Below are 20621 nucleotides of genomic sequence, written 5' to 3'. Positions count from 1 at the left end.
GGGCCCCCCGAACGGGCCACCGCGGCCGCACCACGAAACCCAAGGGAGACGCTCATGATCCTCGTCACCGGAGCCACCGGGAACGTCGGCCGCCAGGTGCTGGACCTGCTGATCGAGGACGGCCACGGCGTCCGGGCGCTGACCCGCGATCCGCGGCGCTCGGTGTGGCCGGCCGAGGCCGAGGTCGTCGCGGGCGACCTGTCCGACGCCGCGACGCTGGAGGCGGCGCTGTCCGGGGTGGACACGGTGTTCCTGTTCGCGGCGCCGGGCAGCGGGCCCGGCTTCGTCACCGCCGCCGAGCGGACCGGGGTGCGCAAGGTGGTGCTGCTGTCCTCCGGCGCGGTCGACGACGACGCCGAGGTCCAGGACGGGCCGATCGCCGCCTATCACGCGGAGGTCGAGCAGGCCCTGCGCGCCTCCGGCCTGGAGTGGACCTTCCTGCGCCCGGACGCGTTCGCCGCCAACACCCTGATGTGGGCCGGGCAGACCAAGTCCGGCGACGTGGTGCGCGGTGCCTACGCCGGGGCGGCCTCCGCACCGGTGCACGAGGCCGACATCGCCGCCGTAGCCGTCGCGGCCCTGACCGGGGACGGGCACGGGGGCCGCGTCTACGAGCTGACCGGACCCGAGTCGCTGACCCACGCCGACCAGGCCCGGATCATCGGCGAGGCGATCGGCCGGCCGATCGCGTACGCCGAGCTGCCCGCGGAGACCGTGCGGCAGGCGATGAGCGCCCACGTCCCGGGCCCGGTCCTCGACGGGATCCTCAAGGTCTGGTCGGAGGCGGTCGGCCGGATCGCGCCGACCACCACCGACATCGAGAAGGTCACCGGCCGCCCGGCGCGCAGCTACCGCACATGGGTCCTCGACCACGCGGCCGCCTTCTGAACCGCGCCGACGGCGCCCCGGGCGCGTACGAACGAGGCGGCGCACTCCGACGTGTGGTCGGGGTGCGCCGCCTCGGGGCGGAGCGGGGTGCGGGAGGGGGCCTGTGCTGCCTCGGCCGCTACTTCGGGTCACTGGTGAACTTCGCGGCCGACCAGAAGTAGCCGAGCACGGCGAGGCCCAGGCACCAGGCGACGGCGAGCCACCCGTTGTTGCCGATCTCGGTGCCCAGGAGCAGGCCGCGCAGGGTTTCGATGGCCGGAGTGAAGGGCTGGTACTCGGCGATCGGCCGGAACCAGCCCGGCATCCCCTCGACCGGAACGAACGCGCTGGAGAGGAGCGGCAGCAGGATCATCGGCATCGCGTTGTTGCTGGCCGCCTCGGCGTTCGGACTGATCAGCCCCATGCCGACGGCGATCCAGGTGAGCGCCAGGGCGAACAGGACCAGGAGCCCGAAGGCCGCCAGCCACTCCAGGGCCGTCGCGTCCGTAGAACGGAAGCCGATGGCCACACCCACGGCTCCGACCAGGACCACGCTCGCGATCGACTGCAGCACACTGCCGATGACGTGCCCGATGAGCACTGACCCGCGATGGATCGCCATCGTCCGGAACCGGGCCATGATCCCCTCGCTCATGTCGGTGGAGACGGACACCGCCGTGCCGATCGTGGTCGAGCCGATGGTCATCAGGAGCAGGCCGGGGACGAGGTAGGCGATGTAGTCGGCGCGGCTGCCGCCACCGATGCCGGCGCTCATCACATCTCCGAAGATGTAGACGAACAGCAGCAGGAGCATGATCGGCGTGAGCAGCAGGTTCAGGGTCAGGGACGGGTAGCGGCGGGCGTGCAGGAGGTTGCGGCGCAGCATCGTCGACGAGTCGCGGACGGCGAGGGACAGGGAACTCATCGGACGTTCTCCTTGGACTGGGCGGGGACGGCGGACTGGGCGGGGCGGGGGTCGGTGCCGGTCAGGGCGAAGAACACGTCATCGAGATCCGGGGTGTGCACGGTCAGCTCGTCCGCCTCCACGCCGGCCGAGTCCAGCCGGTCGAGGATCGAGCGCAGCGCGCGCTGACTGCCGTCGCTGGGAATCTGCAGCGCCAGCGCCTCGTCATCCAAAGCGACCTCACCGAGCACGGCGGACGCGGACCGGTAGGCGTGCGGGTCCGAGAACCGCAGACGCACATGGCCGCCCGGGATCATCCGCTTCAGCTCTTCCGCCGTGCCTTCGGCGGCGATCCGGCCGTCGTTCAGCACCGCGATGCGGTCCGCGAGCTCGTCCGCCTCCTCCAGGTACTGGGTGGTGAGGAAGACGGTGACACCACCCGTGACCAGCTCGCGGATGATCTGCCACATGGTGTGGCGGGAACGCGGGTCGAGCCCGGTGGTCGGCTCGTCGAGGAAGATGATCCGCGGATCACCCACCAGCGTCATCGCGATGTCCAAGCGGCGCTTCATCCCACCCGAGTACGTCGAAGCCGGCTTCTTGGCCGCCTCCGTCAGGTCGAACCGCTCCAGGAGCTCGGCGGCGACCCGCCGCCCCTCCGCCTTCGGCAGATGGTGCAGGTCCGCCATGAGCAGCATGTTCTCCTCACCCGTGATCAACCCGTCGACCGCGGAGAACTGCCCCGTCACACCGATCGCGGCGCGGGCCGCCCGCGGGTCGGCGGCCAGGTCGTGGCCGCCGACCCGGATCTCGCCGGAGGCGGGATCCGGGGAGACGAGGGTGGAGAGGATCTTGACGGCGGTGGTCTTGCCCGCACCGTTCGGGCCGAGGAGGGCGAAGACCGTTCCTTCGGGGACGGCCAGGTCGATGCCGTCGAGGACGGTCTTGTCGCCGTAGGACTTGCGCAGACCGTTCGCCGTGATGGCCGAGGTCGTCATGAGCGGTACTCCTTCTGTGACGGGATGTCAGAGGCTGCGGGCGGCGATGTCGCCGTAGGCGGTGGTCGCGTGGATGTCGAGGGCCGCGGCAGCGCCGTCGGTGTTGCGCAGGGCGTTGTGGATCCGGCCGAGGGCAGTGCCGGCGTCGAGGGTGGCGCTGACCCCGCGGCCTGCGCCGACCGAGATGTCTCCGTACTCGGTGTGCAGTTCGACCGTCCCGCCCACGGCCTCGACGATGCTCAGATCGCCCTTCTGCGTGCTGATCCGGGCAGAGCCGCCCAGGCGGCCGACCGAGACGTCACCGGCCGCGAGCGTCAGACGGGCACTCGCCGCCTCATCGAGCTTGACCGAACCCTGCGCCGCCTCGAAGACCACCTCACCAAGACGTCCCACACCCCGCAGCTCGGCCCCGGCAGCCTTCGCCTCAACGCGGGAGCCGGCAGGCAGCTGGACGGTCACCTCAACCGAACCGGACGCACCCAGAAACTGCCTCTCGACCGGTGCCGCGATCCGCAGGACCCCGTCGGCGAACTCGACCAGCGTCCGCTCGGCCGCCTTCACATCACGGCCCTTCGAAGCATCCGCGGGCCGGACCTCGACCACGGTGTCCGCACGGTCCGCGGCGATGAACCGGATGCTGCCCGCGGGAACGTCCAGAACGGCGGAGATCGGGGCGGTGGTGGCGAACTTCTGCATGATTCTCTCCTGCGACTCGTTGTTTCCGATGAAGGAAAAGCTACGTTGCTTTCCAAGTCCCAGCAAGAAGTTCGTTGCGATGAATCACAATGCTTGCAGGTCAGAGCCACGTAATCGTTGCGAAGAACTGAAGCCAAATGCAACGACAGCCACTCAATGCGTTGCAATGAGATGGAAGTGAACGCTATACTGGAGGCACGACGACGCACGAAGGAGACCGCGATGCCGGGAGGCAGGCTCACCCAGCAGGAACGCCGGCAGATCGCGCTGGGAGTGGCCGACGGCCTCGCCTACGCGGAGATCGCCAGACAACTGGACCGACCGACCTCGACCATCACGCGCGAGGTCATGCGCAACGGCGGCCCCAGCGCCTACCGCGCCGATCTGGCCCACCGCGCCACCGAAGCCCGCGCGCACCGGCGCAAGCAGACCGCGCCCCGTGGACCGCAGGCCGCCCCGCAGGCCTACGGGCGGGACGCCGAGGCCGTACGCGCCTACGAGGAGGTGTTCACCACCGTCATGATGGCTTCGGGCATGCCCACCATGACGGCCCGGGTGATGGCCTGCCTCACCCTCACCGACACGGGCAGCCTCACCGCGTCGGAACTCGTCCAGCGCCTCCAGGTCAGCCCGGCCTCGGTGTCGAAGTCGATAACGTTCCTGGAGGGACAGGGCCTCATCCGACGGGAACGCGAGGAAGGCCGCCGCGAGCGCTACGTCGTCGACGACGACATCTGGTACCAGTCGATGATGGCCAGCGCGCGCTCCACCGCCCAGATCGTCGAGACGGCACGGCAGGGCGTCACCGTCCTCGGCGCCGGCACCCCGGCCGGCACCCGCATGGAGAACATCGCCCGCTTCCTCGACTTCGTCTCCGAGAGCATCGCCCGCGCCGCGGAACAGGCCCGCGAGATCCTCCACACGAAGCCGGAGGCGCCCTCGGACCCCTCCGCCGAAAGAGCCGAAGGATCCGAAAGAAAGGTCGCCGGGACCGATGAGTTTCCCGGGGAGCCACGGTCTTAGATCATGAAAGGCACGCCGCGACAGCCACGCACGTGGTCGCGGGGCGCGCCGGACGGACCGCCGAGAGCCAGCCACGAGATTCCGAGGAACCCCAGATGCGCACCCTGATCAGCTCCGCCTTCGTCTCCCTCGACGGCGTCGTGGAGGCCCCCGGCGGCGAGCCCGGGTACCGGAACTCCGGCTGGACCTTCAAGGACGTCGAGTTCCTGCCCGAGGCGTTCGAGATCAAGGGCCGGGAGCAGAAGGAAGCCTCCGCGATGCTGCTGGGCCGGACCAGCTACGAGGCCTTCAGCCCCGTGTGGCCCGCCATGGAGGACTTCGCCGACTACAAGGTGATGCCCAAGTACGTCGTCTCCACCACCCTCACCGAGGACGACCTGGTGTCGGACTGGGGCGACACCACGATCCTGCGCACCCTCGACGAGGTCGCCGCGCTGAAGGAGACCGAGGGCGGCCCGATCATCGTGCACGGCAGCGCCGCGCTGAACCGGGCGCTCTCCGACGCCGGCCTGATCGACCGTTACCACCTGCTCGTCTTCCCGCTGCTGCTCGGTGCGGGCAAGCGGCTCTTCAGCGCCACCGACAAGGACGCGCAGAAGCTGAAGCTCGTCGAGCACGCGGCGTACGCCAACGGCCTGCAGCTGAACGTCTTCGACGTCGTCCGCTGACCCGTACGGCAGACGGCACAGGAGCGGCGCCCCCACGGGGGGCGCCGCTCCGTGCGTCTCAGCCGAACAGCCGCCGCAGCTCCTCGTGGAACCCGGGGAAGGTCTTGGCCACGCAGGCCGGGTCGTCGAGGGTGATCCCGGCGGCGCGCAGGCCCAGTACCGAGAAGGACATCGCGATGCGGTGGTCGCGGCGGCAGTCGATCGTCGCCGGGGCGGGGGTGCCCGGGTGCACGGTGATGCGGTCCGGTCCCTCCTCCACCTCGATGCCCAGTGCGCGGAGGTTCTCCGCGACCGCGGCGATCCGGTCGGACTCCTTCAGCCGGGCGTGCGCGATGCCCGTGATGGTGACCGGGGCGTCCGCGAGCGGGGCGATCGCGGCCATCGTCATGAAGGTGTCCGAGATGTCGCCCATGTCGACGGTGAATCCGCCGCGCAGCGCGCCGGTGCCCGTGACCTCGGTCCAGTCCGCGCCCCTGGTGACCCGGGCGCCGGCCTGCCGCAGCACCTCCACGAACCCGGTGTCGCCCTGCAGGCTGCCCGAGCCCAGGGCCCGGACCCGTACGGTGCGGCCGGTGACGGCCGCCGCCGCGAAGAAGTACGAGGCGGTCGAGGCGTCCGGCTCGATGTCGAGGTCGGTGGGCCGGTAGCCGCCCGGGTGGACCGTGATCGCGCTGCCCTCCTCCTCGACCCGGGCACCGAACCGCCGCATCAGGGCCAGGGTCATGTCCACGTACGGACGGCTGACCAGCCGCGGCACGTCCACCGTGAGCGGCCCGCCCATCAGCGGAGCGGCCATCAGCAGCCCGGAGAGGTACTGGCTGCTGAGCCCGGAATCCAGCTCGATGCGGCCGCCGGCCAGCCCCCGCGCGGTCAGGGTGAAGGGCAGGCCCGCACCGCGCACCCTCGCCCCGAGCCCGGTGAGCGCCTCCAGCAGCGGCCCGAGCGGGCGCGCCCGCAACTGGTCGGAGCCGTCGAAGGCGATCTCCCCGCGCCCGGTGGCCGCGAAGGGCGGCAGGAAGCGTGCCGCGGTGCCGGCGTCGGCGCACCAGACCCGGCCGGGGCCGGCCGGTCCGGTGCCGCGTCCGGTGACCTCCCAGACCTCGCCGGAGCCGTCGCCGTAGCCGGAGCCGTCCCCGTACCCGTAGCCGCTGTCGCCGATGTCGCGGACCCCGGTGCCCAGGTCCGTCAGCGCGGCCCGGAAGGCGAGGGTGTCGTCGCTGACCAGGGGCGCGCCGAGGCGGCTGCTGCCGGGGGCGGCGGCCGCGAGGAGCAGCGCCCGGTTGGTGATGCTCTTGGACCCGGGTATCCGGGCCTCCAGTACGGGAGTTGTCACGCCGCTCATCGTACGGAGCCTCTGCGCTGGGCACGCTCGAAGCTCGCGCGGGCGGCCGCGGCCACCTTCGGCGCGGTCAGGCCGTGGAGTTCGTACAGGGACTGGTACGGGGCGGAGGCCCCGAAGGAGTCGATGCCCAGCGAGGTGCCGGCCGCGCCGACCAGGGCGTACCAGCCGAGGCTGGACCCGGCCTCGACGGATACCCGGGCGGCCACATCCGTGGGGAGCACCTCCTCGCGGTAGGCCTCCTCCTGCGCCTGGAACCACTCCAGGCAAGGCATGGACACCACACGGGTGGCGAGGCCCCCGTCCTGCAGGATGCGGCGCGCGTCGAGCGCGATGGGCACCTCGCTGCCGGTGGCGATGAGGATGGCCTCGGGGCGCCCGCCCTCGGCCTCGGCCAGGACGTACCCGCCGCGCGCCGCGCCCGCGGCGGGGGACAGCCCGCTCTCCTCGGTGCGCTCCAGCACGGGCAGGTTCTGCCGGGACAGGCACAGGCCCGCCGGGCGGTCGTCGTTCTCCAGGATGGTGCGCCAGGCGACGACGGTCTCGTTGGCGTCGGCGGGCCGGACCACGTCCAGGCCGGGGATGGCGCGCAGCGACCAGAGGTGCTCGACGGGCTGGTGGGTGGGACCGTCCTCGCCGAGCCCGATGGAGTCGTGGGTCCACACGTAGGTGACGGGCAGCTTCATCATGGCCGCGAGGCGGACGGCGGGGCGCATGTAGTCGGAGAAGACGAGGAAGGTGCCGCCGTAGGGGCGGGTCCCGCCGTGCAGGGCGATGCCGTTGAGGATGGCGCCCATGGCGTGCTCGCGGATGCCGAAGTGCAGGGTCCGCCCGTACCGGTGGCCGGAGTACGCCTCCGTCGCCAACTCCTCGGGGACGAAGGAGGGTTCGCCCTTCATCGTGGTCAGGTTGGACTCGGCGAGGTCGGCGGAGCCGCCCCACAGTTCGGGCAGGACGGGGGCGAGCGCGTTCAGCACCTCCCCGGACGCCTTGCGGGTGGCCATCTGGCCGCCCCCGGCGAACACCGGCAGGCTCTCCTGCCAGCCCTCGGGCAGCCGGCGCTCGGAGAGCCGGTCGAAGAGCTCGGCGCGCCCGGGGTTGAGGGCGCGCCAGTCGGCGAGGGTCTTGTCCCACTGGCGGTGGGCCTCGGCGCCGCGGTCGGCGACCCGGCGGGCGTGGGCCAGGACCTCGTCGGGGACCTGGAAGGAGAGCGAGGGGTCGAGGCCCATCGCCGCCTTGGCGGCGGCGGCCTCCTCGGCGCCGAGGGCGGATCCGTGGATGCCGCCGGTGTTGCGCTTCTTCGGCGCGGGCCAGCCGATGATCGTGCGCAGCGATACGAGGGAGGGCCGGTCGGTGGTCTCCCGGGCGGTGACGAGCGCCCGGTTCAGGGCCTCGACATCCTCGGTGTACTCCCCGCCCGCCGTCCAGTCGACCTCCTGCACGTGCCAGCCGTACGCCCGGTAGCGGGCGAGGGTGTCCTCGGAGTGCGCGATCTGCCGGTCGTCCTCGATGGAGATGCGGTTCTCGTCGTAGAGCACGACGAGGTTGCCCAGCCGCTGGTGTCCGGCCAGCGAACTGGCCTCGTGCGCGACGCCCTCCTCCAGGTCTCCCTCGGAGGCGATGGCCCAGATGGTGTGGTCGAAGGGGGAGGCGCCGGGCGCGGCCTCCGGGTCGAACAGGCCGCGCTCGCGCCGGGCCGCCATGGCCATGCCCACCGCGTTGGCGAGGCCCTGGCCGAGGGGCCCGGTGGTGGTCTCCACGCCCGGGGTGTGCCCGTACTCGGGGTGCGCGGGGGTCAGACTGCCCTCGGTGCGCAGGCCCTTGAGGTCGTCGAGGGTGAGCCCGTAGCCCGACAGGTAGAGCTGCGTGTAGAGGGTCAGGCTGGCGTGGCCGCAGGAGAGTACGAACCGGTCCCGGCCGGCCCAGCGCGGGTCCCGGGGGTCGTGCCGCAGCAGCCGCTGGAAGAGCAGGTAGGCGGCCGGCGCGAGGCTCATGGCGGTGCCGGGGTGTCCGTGCCCGGCCGCCTCGACCGCGTCCACGGTCAGCGCACGGGCGACCTCGACGGCCCGGCGGTCGGCGTCCCCCCAGAACAGGGCGGGCGCCTGGGGGGCGGTGGCGACGGTCATGACGGGCCTTCCTGTTCGGGGGATTCGGATACGGGTGTGCGTGCGGGTCCCGCGGCTCCCACCGCTTCCGCGCGTACGGGGCCTGCGGTGCGTTCGGTCGCTGCGCCCCCGCCGGCCCACCCCGCCGGTCGGACCGATCCGCCGTGGCGGACCGCGCGGGCACGACGGACGGCGCGGGCACGCGCGTAGCGGACGGGGGCCCGCTTCACCGGGAGATCCGCTCGTAGGCGGCCCGGAGCAGGTCCTCGTCCGGGGCGGTCAACAGCGCGGGGCGGCCGATGCCGTCGAGCACGACGAACCGCAGGCGGTTGCCCCGGGCCTTCTTGTCGATGCCCATCGCGTCGCGCAGCGGGGCCCAGGCCCCGGCGTGGGTGAGGGGCAGCCCGGCGGCGGCGAGGAGGGTGCGGTGGCGGTCGGCGTCGGCGGCGGACAGCCGGCCGTCGAGCCGGGCGAGTTCGGCGGCGAAGACCATGCCGGCGGCCACCGCGTGACCGTGCCGCACCCGGTAGCCGGCGACCCGCTCGATGGCGTGGCCCAGCGTGTGCCCGTAGTTGAGGTGCTCGCGGCGGCCGGTCTCCCGGAAGTCCTCGGTGACGACCTCCGCCTTGACGCGGACGGCGCGCTCCACGAGCTCCCGGGTGTGGACGGGCCCGGCGGGGTCCTCCTCGACCAGGCGCAGGATCTCCGGGTCGGCGATGAACCCGGCCTTGATCACCTCGGCGAGGCCGCTGACGTACTCGGCGGGCGGCAGGGTGTCCAGCAGGTCCAGGTCGCACAGCACCCCGGCGGGCGGGTGGAAGGCGCCGACCAGGTTCTTGCCCTGGGGCAGGTTCACGGCGGTCTTCCCGCCGATGGCGGCGTCGACCATGCCGAGCAGGGTGGTCGGGACGAGCACCAGCCGCACGCCGCGCAGCCACCCGGCGGCGGCGAACCCGGCGAGGTCGGTGGTGGCGCCGCCCCCGACGGCCACGACGGCGTCGGAGCGGGTGAACCCGGCGTCGGCGAGGGCCCGCCACAGGCCCGTCACGACGGTCATGTCCTTGGCGGCTTCGCCCTCGGGCACTTCCAGCGAGACGACGATGCGTCCCTCGTCGTTGAGTTCCCGCGCGATCCGCCGGGCGGTCGCCCGCAGCGTGCGGGAGTGCACGACGGCCACCCGCAGCGGTTCGGAGCCCAGTACGCGCCCGGTCTCACCGGTCAGCCCGTGACCGACGACGACCTCGTAGGGACGCTCGCCCCCGACCGGGATCCGGGTGCTCCCCACCAGCGCCGGCGTGTTCAGCGTCGGGGCGCTCACCGGACGGCCAGGTTCTCGAGGTAGCCCCGGTGGTTGCGGGCGGTCTCGGCGAGGGAGTCCCCGCCGAACTTCTCCAGCGCGGCGTGCGCGAGGACCAGCGCCGTCATCGCCTCGGCCACGACGGCCGCGGCGGGCACCGCGCAGACGTCGGAGCGCTGGTGGTGGGCGACGGCCGGCTCGCCGGTGGCGACGTCGATGGTGGCCAGGGCCCGCGGCACGGTGGCGATGGGCTTCATGGCGGCGCGCACCCGCAGCGGTTCGCCGGTGGTCATCCCGCCCTCGACCCCGCCGGAGCGGGCGGTGCGGCGGCGGACGGCCCCCTCCTCGTCCCGCTCGATCTCGTCGTGCGCGAGGGAGCCGGGGACCTTGGCGAGGCCGAAGCCGTCGCCGAACTCGACGCCCTTGATGGCCTGGATGCCCATGAGGGCGGCCGCGAGCCGGGAGTCGACGCGCCGGTCGCCGTGGACGTAGCTGCCCAGGCCCGGCGGAAGTCCGTACGCGAGCACCTCGACCACCCCGCCGAGGGTGTCGCCGTTCTCGTGGGCCCGGTCGACCTCGGCGACCATCGCGGCGGAGGCCTCCGGGTCCAGGCAGCGCACCGGGTCGGCGTCCACGCGCTCGGTGTCGCCCGGCCCCGGCACCACGCCCTCGGGTGCGGCGGCCGCGCCGAGCGAGACGACGTGGCTGACGATCGTGATCCCGTACGCCTGCCGCAGGAAGGCCCGGGCGACTTCCCCGACGGCGACCCGGGCTGCGGTCTCGCGGGCGCTGGCCCGCTCCAGGACCGGGCGGGCGTCGTCGAATCCGTACTTCTGCATCCCGGCGAGGTCGGCGTGGCCGGGGCGGGGGCGCGAGAGCGGGGCGTTGCGCGCCCGGCCGGCCAGCACCTCCGGGTCCACCCCGTCGGCGGCCATCACCGTCTCCCACTTGGGCCATTCGGTGTTGCCGACCTGGATCGACACCGGTCCGCCCTGGGTGAGGCCGTGGCGGACGCCGCCGAGGAAGGTCACCTCGTCCCGCTCGAAGGCCATCCGGGCACCCCGGCCGTGGCCGAGGCGGCGGCGGGCGAGGGAGTCGGCGACCGCCTTGGTGGAGATCTCCACGCCGGCGGGCAGGCCTTCGAGGACTGCGGTGAGGGCGGGGCCGTGCGATTCGCCCGCGGTGAGCCATCGCAAAGTACTCAAGGGTGATCCTCTGTCATGCGGCGTGGTGGGCCGGCGTGGTGGGCGGTCGGACCCGGCCGGTGGGGCGGCCGGATCCCCGTAGAGGGGGGAAAGGGACGACGGAACGGGTCGTACGGGGATCCGCGGGCGCGGGGTCAGACGCCCACGGCCACCGGCGGAGCCTCGATCGGCCCCATCCGCTGGACCCGCCAGCCGGCGCCCATCAGGCCCTGGGCCAGGGTGACGGCGGTCCCGCGGGCGACCATCAGCTCGACCAGGCCGCTCTCGTCGCCGGGCGAGTGGTCGATGGTCATGTCCTCGATGTTGACGGCGAGTTCGGCGGCGTTCGCGAGGAGCCGGGCGAGTTCGCCAGGTTGGTCCCCGATCAGGACGCGGACCGGAGCGCAGGCGGGCACCGGGTGCCCGTGCTTGCCGGGGATGCGGTCGCGGCCGCTGAGGCCGCGGCCGAGCAGGTCGGCCAGGAACGTGGTGCCCTGGGCGCGTTCGTCGGCGTCGTCGGTGGCGAGGCCCCGCAGGGCGGCCACGGTGACCTGGAGGTCCTCGGCGAGCTCGGTCAGCACGTCGGCGACCGCGGTGGCGTTGGACTCCAGGATGTCGCTCCACAGCCGGGGGTCGCCCCCGGCGATCCGGGTCACGTCGCGCAGCCCCTGCCCGGCCAGCCGGCAGGCGTCCTCCGGGAGGTGCTGGAGGCGGGCGGCCATCAGCGAGGCCACCACGTGCGGGGTGTGGGAGACGCGGGCCACGGCCCGGTCATGGACGTCGCTGTCCATCACCACGGGCACCGCCCCGCACAGGGAGACCATCATCAGCGCCATGTTGAGCGCGTCGCGGCTGGTGTGGGCCGTCGGGGTCAGCACCCAGGAGCGGCCCTCGAAGAGGGTGGCGCAGGCGGCGAGCGGGCCGGAGCGCTCCCGGCCGGCCATCGGGTGTCCGCCGATGAAGCTGACGGGGTCGGCGCCGGCGGCGAGGACCCCGATCTCCGGTTCGGTCTTGACGCTGGCGACGTCGGTGTACGAACGGGCCAGGCCCAGCCTCTGCTGGGCGGCGAGCACGGTGCCGACCTGGGCCGGCGGGACGGCCAGTACGGCCAGGTCCACGGTGGTCTTCGGGGCGCCGACGGTGCCGGCGCCGAGCGAGGCGGCGGTGCGGGCGGCCGAGTCGTTCGCGTCCATGAGGTGGACGGCCACCCCGCGACGCGACAGGGCCAGTGCGATGGAGGTTCCGATGAGGCCCGTCCCCACCACCGCGGCGGAGCGGATCATCTGGATTCCCCGGCGGTGACCAGGTCTCGGCGCAGGGCGGCCGCACCGCCCAGGTAGACGTGCTTGATCTCGCGCTTGGACAGCTGCGTCTCGGCGTACGCGAGGATCCGCACGACCCGGGGCAGGGCCCCGGCGATGTCCAGTTCCTGCGCGCACATCATCGGCACGTCGGTCACGCCCAGATCGCGGGCGGCGACCGCCGGGAACTCGCTGACCAGGTCGGGGGTCGCCGTGAAGAACAGGCTGACCAGCTCCTCCTGGTCGAGCCCGTTGGCGGCGAGCATCTCCTGGAACAGCGTTCGGACCCCGTCCAGCAGGTGGCCCCGCTCGTCGACTTCCAGCTGGATGGCACCGCGCAGGGCACGCACGGACATGGGCTTCTCCCTTTGCTTCAGGACGGTACGTCGATCGGTCGCGCGGGATCAGGCGGCGGCCGGTACGGCTTCGCGAGGGGCCGCGACGGCCGTCGCGCGACCGCGGTACAGCTCGGCGACCCGGAAGGCCAGGTCGAGCGACTGCTTGCGGTTCAGGCGCGGGTCGCACGCGGACTCGTAGCGCTGTCCGAGGTCGGTGAGCCGGACCTCGGCGCCGCCTCCGACGCATTCGGTGACGTCGTCGCCGGTCAGCTCGATGTGGATGCCGCCGGGGTGGGTGCCGAGCGCGCGGTGGACCTCGAAGAAGCCGGTGACCTCGTCGAGCACGTCGTCGAAGTGCCGGGTCTTGTGGCCGCTGGGCGCCTCGAAGGTGTTGCCGTGCATCGGGTCGCAGATCCACGCGGGGCGCGCGCCCTCGGCGGTGACCTTGCCGATCAGCTCGGGGAGGATCTCGCGGATGTTGCGGGCGCCCATCCGGGTGATGAAGGTGAGGCGGCCGGGCTCGCGCTGCGGGTCCAGCTTGTCGATGAGGCGCAGGGCCTCGTCGGCGGAGGTCGTGGGGCCGAGCTTGACTCCGATGGGGTTCCGCACCGAGGAGGCGAACTCGACGTGGGCACCGTCGAGTTGACGGGTTCGCTCACCGATCCAGATCATGTGGCCGGAGACGTCGTACAGTCGTCCGGTACGGGCGTCGACGCGGGTGAGCGCGGCCTCGTAGTCCAGCAGCAGGGCCTCGTGGCTGGCGAAGATCTCGGAGGAGTGGACGGCGGCCGGGTCGGCGCCGCAGGCGGCGAGGAAGGTGAGCGCGTCGTCGATGTCCCCGGCGAGGCGCTCGTAGCGCTCACCGACCGGGGAGGCGGCGACGAAGTCACGGTTCCACTCGTGGACCTGGCGCAGGTCGGCGTAGCCGCCGGTGGTGAAGGCCCGTACGAGGTTCAGGGTGGCGGCGGAGGAGTGGTACATCCGCTTGAGCCGCTCCGGGTCCGGGGTGCGGGACTCGGGCGTGAAGGCGAGGCCGTTGACGGAGTCACCGCGGTAGACGGGCAGTTCGACGCCGTCGCGGATCTCGGTGGGCTTGGAGCGGGGCTTGGAGTACTGCCCGGCGATCCGGCCGATCTTCACCACGGGCACGGAGCTCGCGTAGGTGAGGACGGCGGCCATCTGGAGCAGCGTCTGCACCTTGTCGCGGACCTGGTCGGAGCTGACGGCGTCGAAGGTCTCGGCGCAGTCCCCGCCCTGGAGGACGAAGGCCTCGCCCCGGGCGACGTCGGCGAGCCGGTCGCGCAGCCGGTCGCACTCGCCGGCGAAGACCAGGGGCGGGAAGGAGGCGAGGTCGTCGAGCGCGGAGCGCAGGGCGACCGGATCGGGGTAGGACGGCTGCTGGGCGGCGGGCAGCAGCCGCCAGGAGTCGACGGCCGTGGCGTGCGTGGCGAGGGTCATGGTGGCTGTGCCTCGATCGGTTTCGGTGGGAAAGGGAAGAGGTGTGGGCCTGTCGCCGCCCGGGATGGCGGCCCCGGGAGCCGGGGGTCCGTACGGTGGTGCGGCCGTACGGACCCCCGGTGGGCAATCCGTTGCGGGTGCCTGTCTCGCCAGGGGCCTAGACCGGCTCGTGGACCCCGGAGGGAACGGCCTCGGGCGCCTGAGCTTCGGGCCCGGCTTCCTCACCGGCGGCCTTGTGGCCCTTGGTGAGGCCGAAGAAGAGCAGACCGCCGACGCCGAGGACGGCGATGACGATGCCCATCGGGACCGCGCTGTCCTCGCCGGCGAGGCCGACGAGCGGGACCACGGCCGCGCCGATCAGGTGCTGGGACAGGCCCAGCAGCGCGGCGGCCGAACCGGCCACGTCGCCGTGGTCCTGGAGGGCCAGCGCGAAGGAGTTCGGCAGGACGAGGCCGACACTGGAGACGACCAGGAAGAGCGCGACGAGCAGCGGGGCCAGACCGGCGTCGGTGAGGACGACGGCGAGCAGCCCGAGGCCGCCGACCGCGGAGACGGCGAGACCGGTGGCGAGCAGGGCGCGCGGGCCGGTCTTGTGCACGATGCGGCCGCTGACCTGCGCGGCGATGACCAGACCGAGGGCGTTGACGCCGAAGACGACGCTGTACGCCTGCGGGGACATCCCGTGGATGGACTGGAGCACGAAGGTCGAGCCGGAGATGTAGGCGAACATCGCGGCGAAGGCGAAGCCGCAGGCCAGGTTGTAGCCGACGAACACCTTGTCGCCGAGCAGCCGGCGGAAGATCGGGCCGGTGGCCTTGAGGCCGCCGCGCACGCGCCGCTCCGCCGGGTGCGTCTCGGGCAGGGCGCCGGCGACGCCGATGAGCATCAGGGCGCCGATGATGGCGAGGGCGACGAAGATGCCCTTCCACGAGGTGACGAGCATCAGCTGGCCGCCGAGGACGGGGGCCAGGATCGGCGCGATGCCGGTGATGAGCATCAGCATCGCGAAGAACCGGGCCGCGGCGGGCCCGGTGTGCCGGTCGCGCACGACCGCGGAGGCGATGACGATGCCGGTGGCGCCGCCGAGGCCCTGGAGGGCGCGCAGCCCGACCAGCGTCCAGATGTTGGGGGCGAAGGCGCACAGCAGGGCGGTGACGGCGAACAGCGCCAGACCGGCGATGAGCGGCCGGCGGCGGCCGAGCGCGTCACTGACGGGTCCGGCGATGAGCTGGCCGATGCCGAGGCCGAGCAGGCAGGCGGTGAGGCTGAGCTGGGCCGCCGAGGCGCTGGTGCTCAGGTCCTCGGCGATCTGCGGAAGGCCCGGCATGTAGGCGTCGTTGGCGAGCGGACCGAGAGCGGTGAGTGCACCGAGGATGATCGCGAACCGGACGATGCCGGCGCTCTTCGGTGTGGCGGATGAAGTCATGTGTCTGATCCCCTCCGGGGGACGCGGAATCAGTAGGCGACGGTGATGCGGGCCTGGATCGCGTCGCCGCGCTCCAGTTCGTCCGCGAAGGCGACCGCGTAGTCGGCGATGCTGATCTGGCTCTTGCCTTCGGCGTCCACCAGGAGCTGCTCACCACCGATGCGATAGTTCCCGGTGCGTGCGCCGGGCTCGATCTGGGCGGCGGGGGAGATGAACGTCCAGTCCAGGGAGCCGGCCTGGCGGTAGAGGGCGAGCGCCTCGCTCTGGGCGAGTGCGTTCTGCTTCCACACGGCCGGGAAGTTCGGGTTGTCGATGACCTTGACGCCCGGGGCGACCTCCAGGCTGCCGGCGCCGCCGAGGACCACGACACGGCGGACGCCGCTGCGGGTGAGGCCCTCGATGAGCGCGTTGGCCGCACCGACGATGATCTTGTGGTCGTCGTCGACGCCGAGCTTGGGGCCGACGGCCGAGGCGACGGCGTCGTAGCCCGCCGCGGACAGTTCGGCCACGGTGTCCGCGTCGGTGGCGTCACCGGCGATGACCTTGAGGCCTTCGTGGCCGTTGCCCGCGATCTCGCCGGTGCGGGTCACCCCGGTGACGGCGTGGCCGCGGGAGAGCAGTTCGCCGGCGATGGCGCTGCCGATGTGTCCGCTGGCTCCGAAAAGCAGGATGTTCATGGTGGTGCCTCTTCTTCCTCGGTGATTCTTCGGGGGTGGTGCCGGACAAGGAGACGTGCCGCGGGCTAGTCCTCTTCGAGGAAGTCGGGCTGCTCGCGGATGATCTCGTCCCAGAGCAGCTGGAAGCTGAACCAGCCCAGCTGCTCGTTGCCGAAGCCGTCCCCAGCGGCGACGGCCTGCTCATGGGTGAAGCTCTTGGGCGTGCCCGCGGCCCTGGCGAGCAGCTGCACCTGGGCGCAGCTGTCGTAGGTGAAGAACCAGTGCACGGCCTCGTCGAGCGATCCGCCGACGGTTATCAGGCCGTGGTGGCGCAGCAGGATCGCGCGGTTGTCGCCCAGCTTCTCCGCGATGTCGCGGCCGAGTTCGGCCGAGACGGAGGGGCCCTCGTACTCCTCGTAGAGGACCTGGCGGTTGTAGAAGGCCGCCGATTCCTGGTCGATGGGGTCCAGCAGACGGCCCAGGGCGCCCAGCGCGCGGGAGTGCGCGGTGTGGCCGTGGGCGGCCGCCGTGGCACCCGGCTGCATCTCGTGGATGGCCGAATGGATCACGAACGCACTGGGGTTGACCCGGTGCTTGCCCTCAACGACATTGCCCGCCGAGTCCACGCAGATGAGGTCGGCGACGCGGACCAGGTTGAAGGAGACACCGAAGGGGTTCACCCAGAACCGGTCCTCGTGCTCCGGGTCGCGGACCGAGATGTGGCCCGAGATGCCCTCACCGAAGCCGTACTTCCCGAACAGCCTCAGCGCGGCGGCGAGCCGCTGCTTGCGGTGGCGGCGCGTCTCCTCGTGGGTGGCGAAGACCGGCTCGCTGGGAATCGGCAGGCCGGTGTGCGTGTCCGCCAGGTAGGCGGGCCGGTCGGTCTCGGTGACGCTCATGCTCGGGGGTCCTCATCTCCGGAATCTCCGGGTCGTCTTCCGGTGTCGGGGCGGGTGCGGCTACGGGTACGAGTACTGGTGCGGGTACGGGCGGCGGTACGGATGCGGGTGCGGGTGCGGGCGGCGCTAGACCGTGAGCAGGACGTCCTCGTTCTCCTGGGTGGCGGCCGTGACGGTCTCGGCGTGCTGCAGGATCGCGCCGACGATGTCCTGGCTGCGGTCGACCAGGGAGGGGATCCCGAAGGTGAAGAAGAGCGAGCCGGCGGCGATGTTGCCGAGCCCGTACAGGCGCGGGTCGGGCCGGCCGTTGGTGGTCAGCTGGCTGGTCGGACGCGCTATGTGCAGGCCGCCGTGGGGGTGCCGGCTGGCGACGCGGCTGCGCATGAGCGAGGTGACCAGGGGCGCGGCGCTGGTGGGGATGCGCCCCTCGGAGGCGTTGACCGCGCTGATGACGCGGTCGGCCGTGAAGTCGTGTCCCTCGGCGGTGACGACGTCGAAGCCGGCCTCGGGGTTCGGGGTGATGTTCTGCAGGCCGGCGACGATCTCCAGCTTGTCCGCCTCGACGAGGTCGAGGAGGACTCCGGCGCTGCCGGGCGGCATCGGGCAGCACAGGCTCATGATCGTGCGGTAGTGGGCGCGCAGCAGCTGGACCTTGTCCTGCTCGCGCAGCATCGGCCAGACGTCGGGGCCGGTCTCGGGAACCGCGCGCTGGAGGATGCGCAGGCCCATGTGGGGGGAGTCGACCTCTTCGATCTGCCGGCGCAGCCGGTCGACCGGGTCCTCCAGGTCGACCCGGATGATCTCCGAGACGACGGCGTCGAGGTCGGCGCCCACATCGCGGAACTCGGCCCGCATGATGGTGGCGATGTCCTCGAGGGAGATCTCGGGGTGGATCGCGGCCAGCTCCTCCATCCGGTGCGGGGTGAAGTGCCGCAGCTCGAAGGGGACCGCCTTCTGCCGTACGCCGGGCAGGACGCCTCGCCGGGAGAGCAAGCTGATCTTGCCCTGGTGACCCTGGGCGGCCAGCGACAGGATGATGTCGATGGCGGTCAGGCCGCTGCCGATGATCGCGACGTGCTCCCGCTCGCCGACGCTCGCCAGCTTGTTGACGATCGGGTACGGGTCCCCGACGAAGCCGGGGGTGTCGCCCAGACCGTAGACGTCCTTGGGGCTGTCGCCGCCGACGCACAGGATGGCGTAGTCGAAGGCGCGGGCCCGGCCGTTGCCGGTGCGCAGCAGCACCCGGTTGGCGGCGCGGCTCGCGGAGGTGACCCCCTCGCCGACGAGGTCGACCCGCCAGCCCTGGCGGCGCAGTTCGCCGAGCGCCGCGTAGGCCGTCTGCTCCAGGTACTCGCCGTAGACGGTGCGGGGGGCGAAGCGGCTCCCCGACCAGCGGTCGACTCCGGTGCGGACCCCTATGACCTTGTCCCGCGTCTCCAGCCAGTTCTCGAAGTGCTGGAGGTCGCCGGCGCGCACGGACATGTCGTCGGGGGTCGCGTTGACCTTGAGGGTCTCGGTGTCGACCTGGTAGGCACGCCCGCGCCACAGGTGCGGCGACGGTTCGAAGACCGTGAGGCTGCCCGGTTCGCTCTGTGTTCGCGACAACGCGTCGATCAAGCAGACTGCAGCCGCGCCTCCTCCGACGATGCCGATCGAGAATCCACGGGACATGTGTCAGTCACCTATCAATTCGTGGAAGGCGCGGGGTCGTCGTGCGCCGGCCTTGCTGTCCGCGATCACGGTGGCCCTTTCCTCGCCTACTCCGGGGATTCAGTGGGAGCCGCCGGCCACCCCCGGTGCGGCGGGGGCGGAACCGGTCGGCCAAGGGTTTGGGTCTTTGCGACTCAGGCGTTGGAGTTCTTGAAGTTCTTCATCGAGACGGTGAAGTCCCCGCGATTGGCGCGGTAGTCGATGCAGTACTCCTGCGGGTACCAGCCGCCTATCTGCCACTGCTGCGGCTGCTTTATGGGCCAGCAGCGGCTCGGGTTGACCCCGGCGGCTATGCCCTCGAACCAGGCCTTCGTGATCATCGGCTCGAGGAAGCTGATCTTGGCGTCGTAGGCGCCGTAGATGAAGGTCTGGGTGAAGGCGACGGAGTGCCATTCGGGCGAGTTCAGGTCGACCAGGTGGTTGCCCATGGCCGCCTCGGCCACGTTGTTGTTCACGTAGTCCGCCGGCAGGTACTGCGGGGGGATCGGCTCGATGGCCGTCGCGTAGTCGTCGCAGTTGATGGCCAGGCCGCAGGGGCCGCTGCGGATCGCGTCGCGCTCCGCCTTGGACTGCGTGTAGAAGTGGAAGTCGAAGTGCGGCACGTTGTAGATGTGCTCCGGCCCGTGGCCCATCGGGTTGTAGTTCAGCAGGGCCCACTTGAGCGGCATCCCGGGCAGCGCGGTCAGCTGCGAGGGCAGCTCCAGCGGGCGCTCGTGGCCGCCGACGCACTCGGTGTGCTCGTTGACCGTGCCGTTGCCGTCCATGTCGTAGCAGTGGTGGCCGTCGGTCATGGTGGTCGGCAGGTTGGTCAGCGTGTTCTTGGGGAAGACGAAGCCGACGGTCTGCGGGGTGGTGCCGTTGATCTGCGCGTACGTGCGCACGGTGCCGTTGCCGAGCGGGCTCGGGGCACCGTACGAGGCGCACGGCCCCGCGTAGGAGAGCGTCTCCTGGAGCAGGACCTGCGAGGCCCACTGCGCGACCTTGACGGTGCGCTCGCGGGTCGGGGCGTCCCGCGTCACCAGGCAGACCGTCACCGAGCCGGACGTACGCGCCGCGGCCTCCGCGGTGGAGTCCGTGGCCTGGGCCGGGTTGCCGGGCAGGAGCAGCAGGGTCAGGGCTGATATGGCCAGGGCGGCTCCGAGGAGCGCCCGCCAGCTCAACAGGTTCTTCGCACGCACTTCACACCTGTTCCAGTTCGAATCTGTGGAATCCGCCCTGAAGGAAGATCAGGGGGGTCTGGGTCTCGCGGGCACCCATGGCGACGACTTCGCCGATGACCATCACGTGGTCGCCGGCCACCACGTGGTCGCGCAGGCTGCACTCCATCCAGGCGGCCGCGTCGAACAGGAGCGTCCCGGTGGCCTCGCCCGGAGCCCCGGCCACCTCGGTCAGCGCCTGGTCGCGCTCGGGCCGCCGGCGCGCGAACGCGCGGGCCGTCGACTCGCCCTCGGCGCCGAGGATCGAGATCCCCACGACCCCGGTGCGCAGCAGCTCGGCGAAGAACTCCGAGTCGTGACGGAAGCTCAGGGACACCAGCGGCGGTTCCAGGGAAACGGAGGTGAGCGAGTTGACGGTGATCGCGTTGTGGGTGCGCGCGCCGTCCTTGTCGGTGTAGGTGCTGACGACGCACACCCCGGTGGCGAAGGAACGCATCACATCGCGCAGGTCGTGGTTCATGGCCGGGCCTCTCTGCTGGGCGCGGACGGGTGCGCGCGGCGCTTCGGCCGCGGGCACCCGTCCGTACGCGGGCTT

The 20621-nt window shown here is 72.0% G+C and carries 19 protein-coding genes; 3 read left to right on the top strand and 16 right to left on the bottom strand.

The features are described from left to right. The first annotated feature begins 54 nt into the window (after nt 1-54). Nucleotides 55-888, top strand: a complete 834-nt coding sequence (locus ACFYYB_RS35835; RefSeq protein WP_389441423.1) for an NAD(P)H-binding protein — start codon at nt 55-57, stop codon at nt 886-888. Nucleotides 889-1006: 118 nt separating this feature from the next. Here ACFYYB_RS35835 and ACFYYB_RS35830 read toward each other — a convergent pair whose 3' ends face one another. From ACFYYB_RS35830 to ACFYYB_RS35820, 3 genes are read right to left on the bottom strand one after another with little or no spacing between them, the layout of a single operon-like run. Then, entirely contained in the window at nt 1007-1792 is a 786-nt protein-coding gene (locus ACFYYB_RS35830; protein WP_389441420.1) for an ABC transporter permease, read from the bottom strand. Then, nucleotides 1789-2769, bottom strand: a complete 981-nt coding sequence (locus tag ACFYYB_RS35825; RefSeq protein ID WP_389441416.1) for an ATP-binding cassette domain-containing protein — start codon at nt 2767-2769, stop codon at nt 1789-1791. The genes ACFYYB_RS35830 and ACFYYB_RS35825 overlap by 4 nt, the downstream gene beginning before the upstream one ends. Nucleotides 2770-2796: 27 nt before the next feature. Next, on the bottom strand, nt 2797-3465 hold the full coding sequence (locus ACFYYB_RS35820) for a DUF4097 family beta strand repeat-containing protein (RefSeq protein WP_389441414.1): 669 nt from the start codon (nt 3463-3465) through the stop codon (nt 2797-2799). Nucleotides 3466-3687: 222 nt separating this feature from the next. On the opposite strand from ACFYYB_RS35820, the gene ACFYYB_RS35815 reads away from it, so the two are divergent. Further along, complete coding sequence (locus ACFYYB_RS35815; RefSeq protein WP_389441826.1) at nt 3688-4488, top strand: helix-turn-helix domain-containing protein; 801 nt, start codon at nt 3688-3690, stop codon at nt 4486-4488. 95 nt (nt 4489-4583) lie between these two features. Continuing rightward, nucleotides 4584-5156 (top strand): dihydrofolate reductase family protein, encoded by a 573-nt coding sequence (locus ACFYYB_RS35810; RefSeq protein ID WP_389441411.1) that lies wholly within the window; start codon nt 4584-4586, stop codon nt 5154-5156. Nucleotides 5157-5214: 58 nt separating this feature from the next. Here the strand turns inward: ACFYYB_RS35810 and aroA are convergent, their stop codons facing one another. From aroA to ACFYYB_RS35745, 13 genes are all read right to left on the bottom strand, one after another. Next, nucleotides 5215-6474, bottom strand: coding sequence for a 3-phosphoshikimate 1-carboxyvinyltransferase (aroA, locus tag ACFYYB_RS35805; protein WP_389441824.1), 1260 nt, complete (start codon nt 6472-6474; stop codon nt 5215-5217). Nucleotides 6475-6494: 20 nt separating this feature from the next. Beyond that, nucleotides 6495-8621, bottom strand: a complete 2127-nt coding sequence (tkt, locus tag ACFYYB_RS35800) for a transketolase (protein ID WP_389441407.1) — start codon at nt 8619-8621, stop codon at nt 6495-6497. Nucleotides 8622-8826: 205 nt separating this feature from the next. Beyond that, nucleotides 8827-9918: a 3-dehydroquinate synthase gene (aroB, locus tag ACFYYB_RS35795; RefSeq protein WP_389441404.1), complete on the bottom strand. Its 1092-nt coding sequence runs from the start codon at nt 9916-9918 to the stop codon at nt 8827-8829. After that, complete coding sequence (gene aroC, locus ACFYYB_RS35790) at nt 9915-11102, bottom strand: chorismate synthase (protein WP_389441401.1); 1188 nt, start codon at nt 11100-11102, stop codon at nt 9915-9917. Before aroC ends, aroB begins: the two co-directional genes overlap by 4 nt. A 134-nt stretch (nt 11103-11236) precedes the next feature. Next, a complete protein-coding gene (locus tag ACFYYB_RS35785) occupies nt 11237-12361 on the bottom strand; it encodes a prephenate dehydrogenase (protein ID WP_389441822.1) in 1125 nt (374 codons plus the stop codon). Continuing rightward, the gene (gene aroH / locus ACFYYB_RS35780) at nt 12361-12738 is read right to left on the bottom strand and encodes a chorismate mutase (protein WP_389441398.1); all 378 of its coding nucleotides are present in this window, start codon (nt 12736-12738) and stop codon (nt 12361-12363) included. Before aroH ends, ACFYYB_RS35785 begins: the two co-directional genes overlap by 1 nt. 48 nt (nt 12739-12786) lie before the next feature. Then, complete coding sequence (locus ACFYYB_RS35775) at nt 12787-14178, bottom strand: class II 3-deoxy-7-phosphoheptulonate synthase (RefSeq protein ID WP_389441396.1); 1392 nt, start codon at nt 14176-14178, stop codon at nt 12787-12789. 157 nt (nt 14179-14335) lie between these two features. Beyond that, complete coding sequence (locus ACFYYB_RS35770) at nt 14336-15604, bottom strand: multidrug effflux MFS transporter (protein WP_389441394.1); 1269 nt, start codon at nt 15602-15604, stop codon at nt 14336-14338. 29 nt (nt 15605-15633) lie between these two features. Further along, the gene (locus tag ACFYYB_RS35765; protein WP_389441391.1) at nt 15634-16281 is read right to left on the bottom strand and encodes an NAD(P)-dependent oxidoreductase; all 648 of its coding nucleotides are present in this window, start codon (nt 16279-16281) and stop codon (nt 15634-15636) included. A 65-nt stretch (nt 16282-16346) separates the two neighbouring features. Next, nucleotides 16347-17159 carry a class II aldolase/adducin family protein gene (locus tag ACFYYB_RS35760; RefSeq protein WP_214948962.1) on the bottom strand — a complete coding sequence of 271 codons (813 nt, stop codon included), beginning with the start codon at nt 17157-17159 and terminating at the stop codon, nt 16347-16349. Between the two features lie 126 nt (nt 17160-17285). Beyond that, complete coding sequence (locus ACFYYB_RS35755; protein WP_389441387.1) at nt 17286-18830, bottom strand: FAD/NAD(P)-binding protein; 1545 nt, start codon at nt 18828-18830, stop codon at nt 17286-17288. A 173-nt stretch (nt 18831-19003) separates the two neighbouring features. Next, nucleotides 19004-20047, bottom strand: a complete 1044-nt coding sequence (locus ACFYYB_RS35750; protein WP_389441384.1) for a hypothetical protein — start codon at nt 20045-20047, stop codon at nt 19004-19006. 1 nt (nt 20048) lies between these two features. Continuing rightward, on the bottom strand, nt 20049-20546 hold the full coding sequence (locus ACFYYB_RS35745) for a flavin reductase family protein (RefSeq protein WP_327309989.1): 498 nt from the start codon (nt 20544-20546) through the stop codon (nt 20049-20051). Nucleotides 20547-20621 lie beyond the last annotated feature (75 nt).

This window comes from Streptomyces sp. NPDC002886 (assembly GCF_042888445.1).
In the GTDB taxonomy this organism is placed as follows: domain Bacteria; phylum Actinomycetota; class Actinomycetes; order Streptomycetales; family Streptomycetaceae; genus Streptomyces.
Note: the sequence above shows the minus strand (reverse complement) of the source record. Positions and strands in the feature narration are given on the sequence as shown.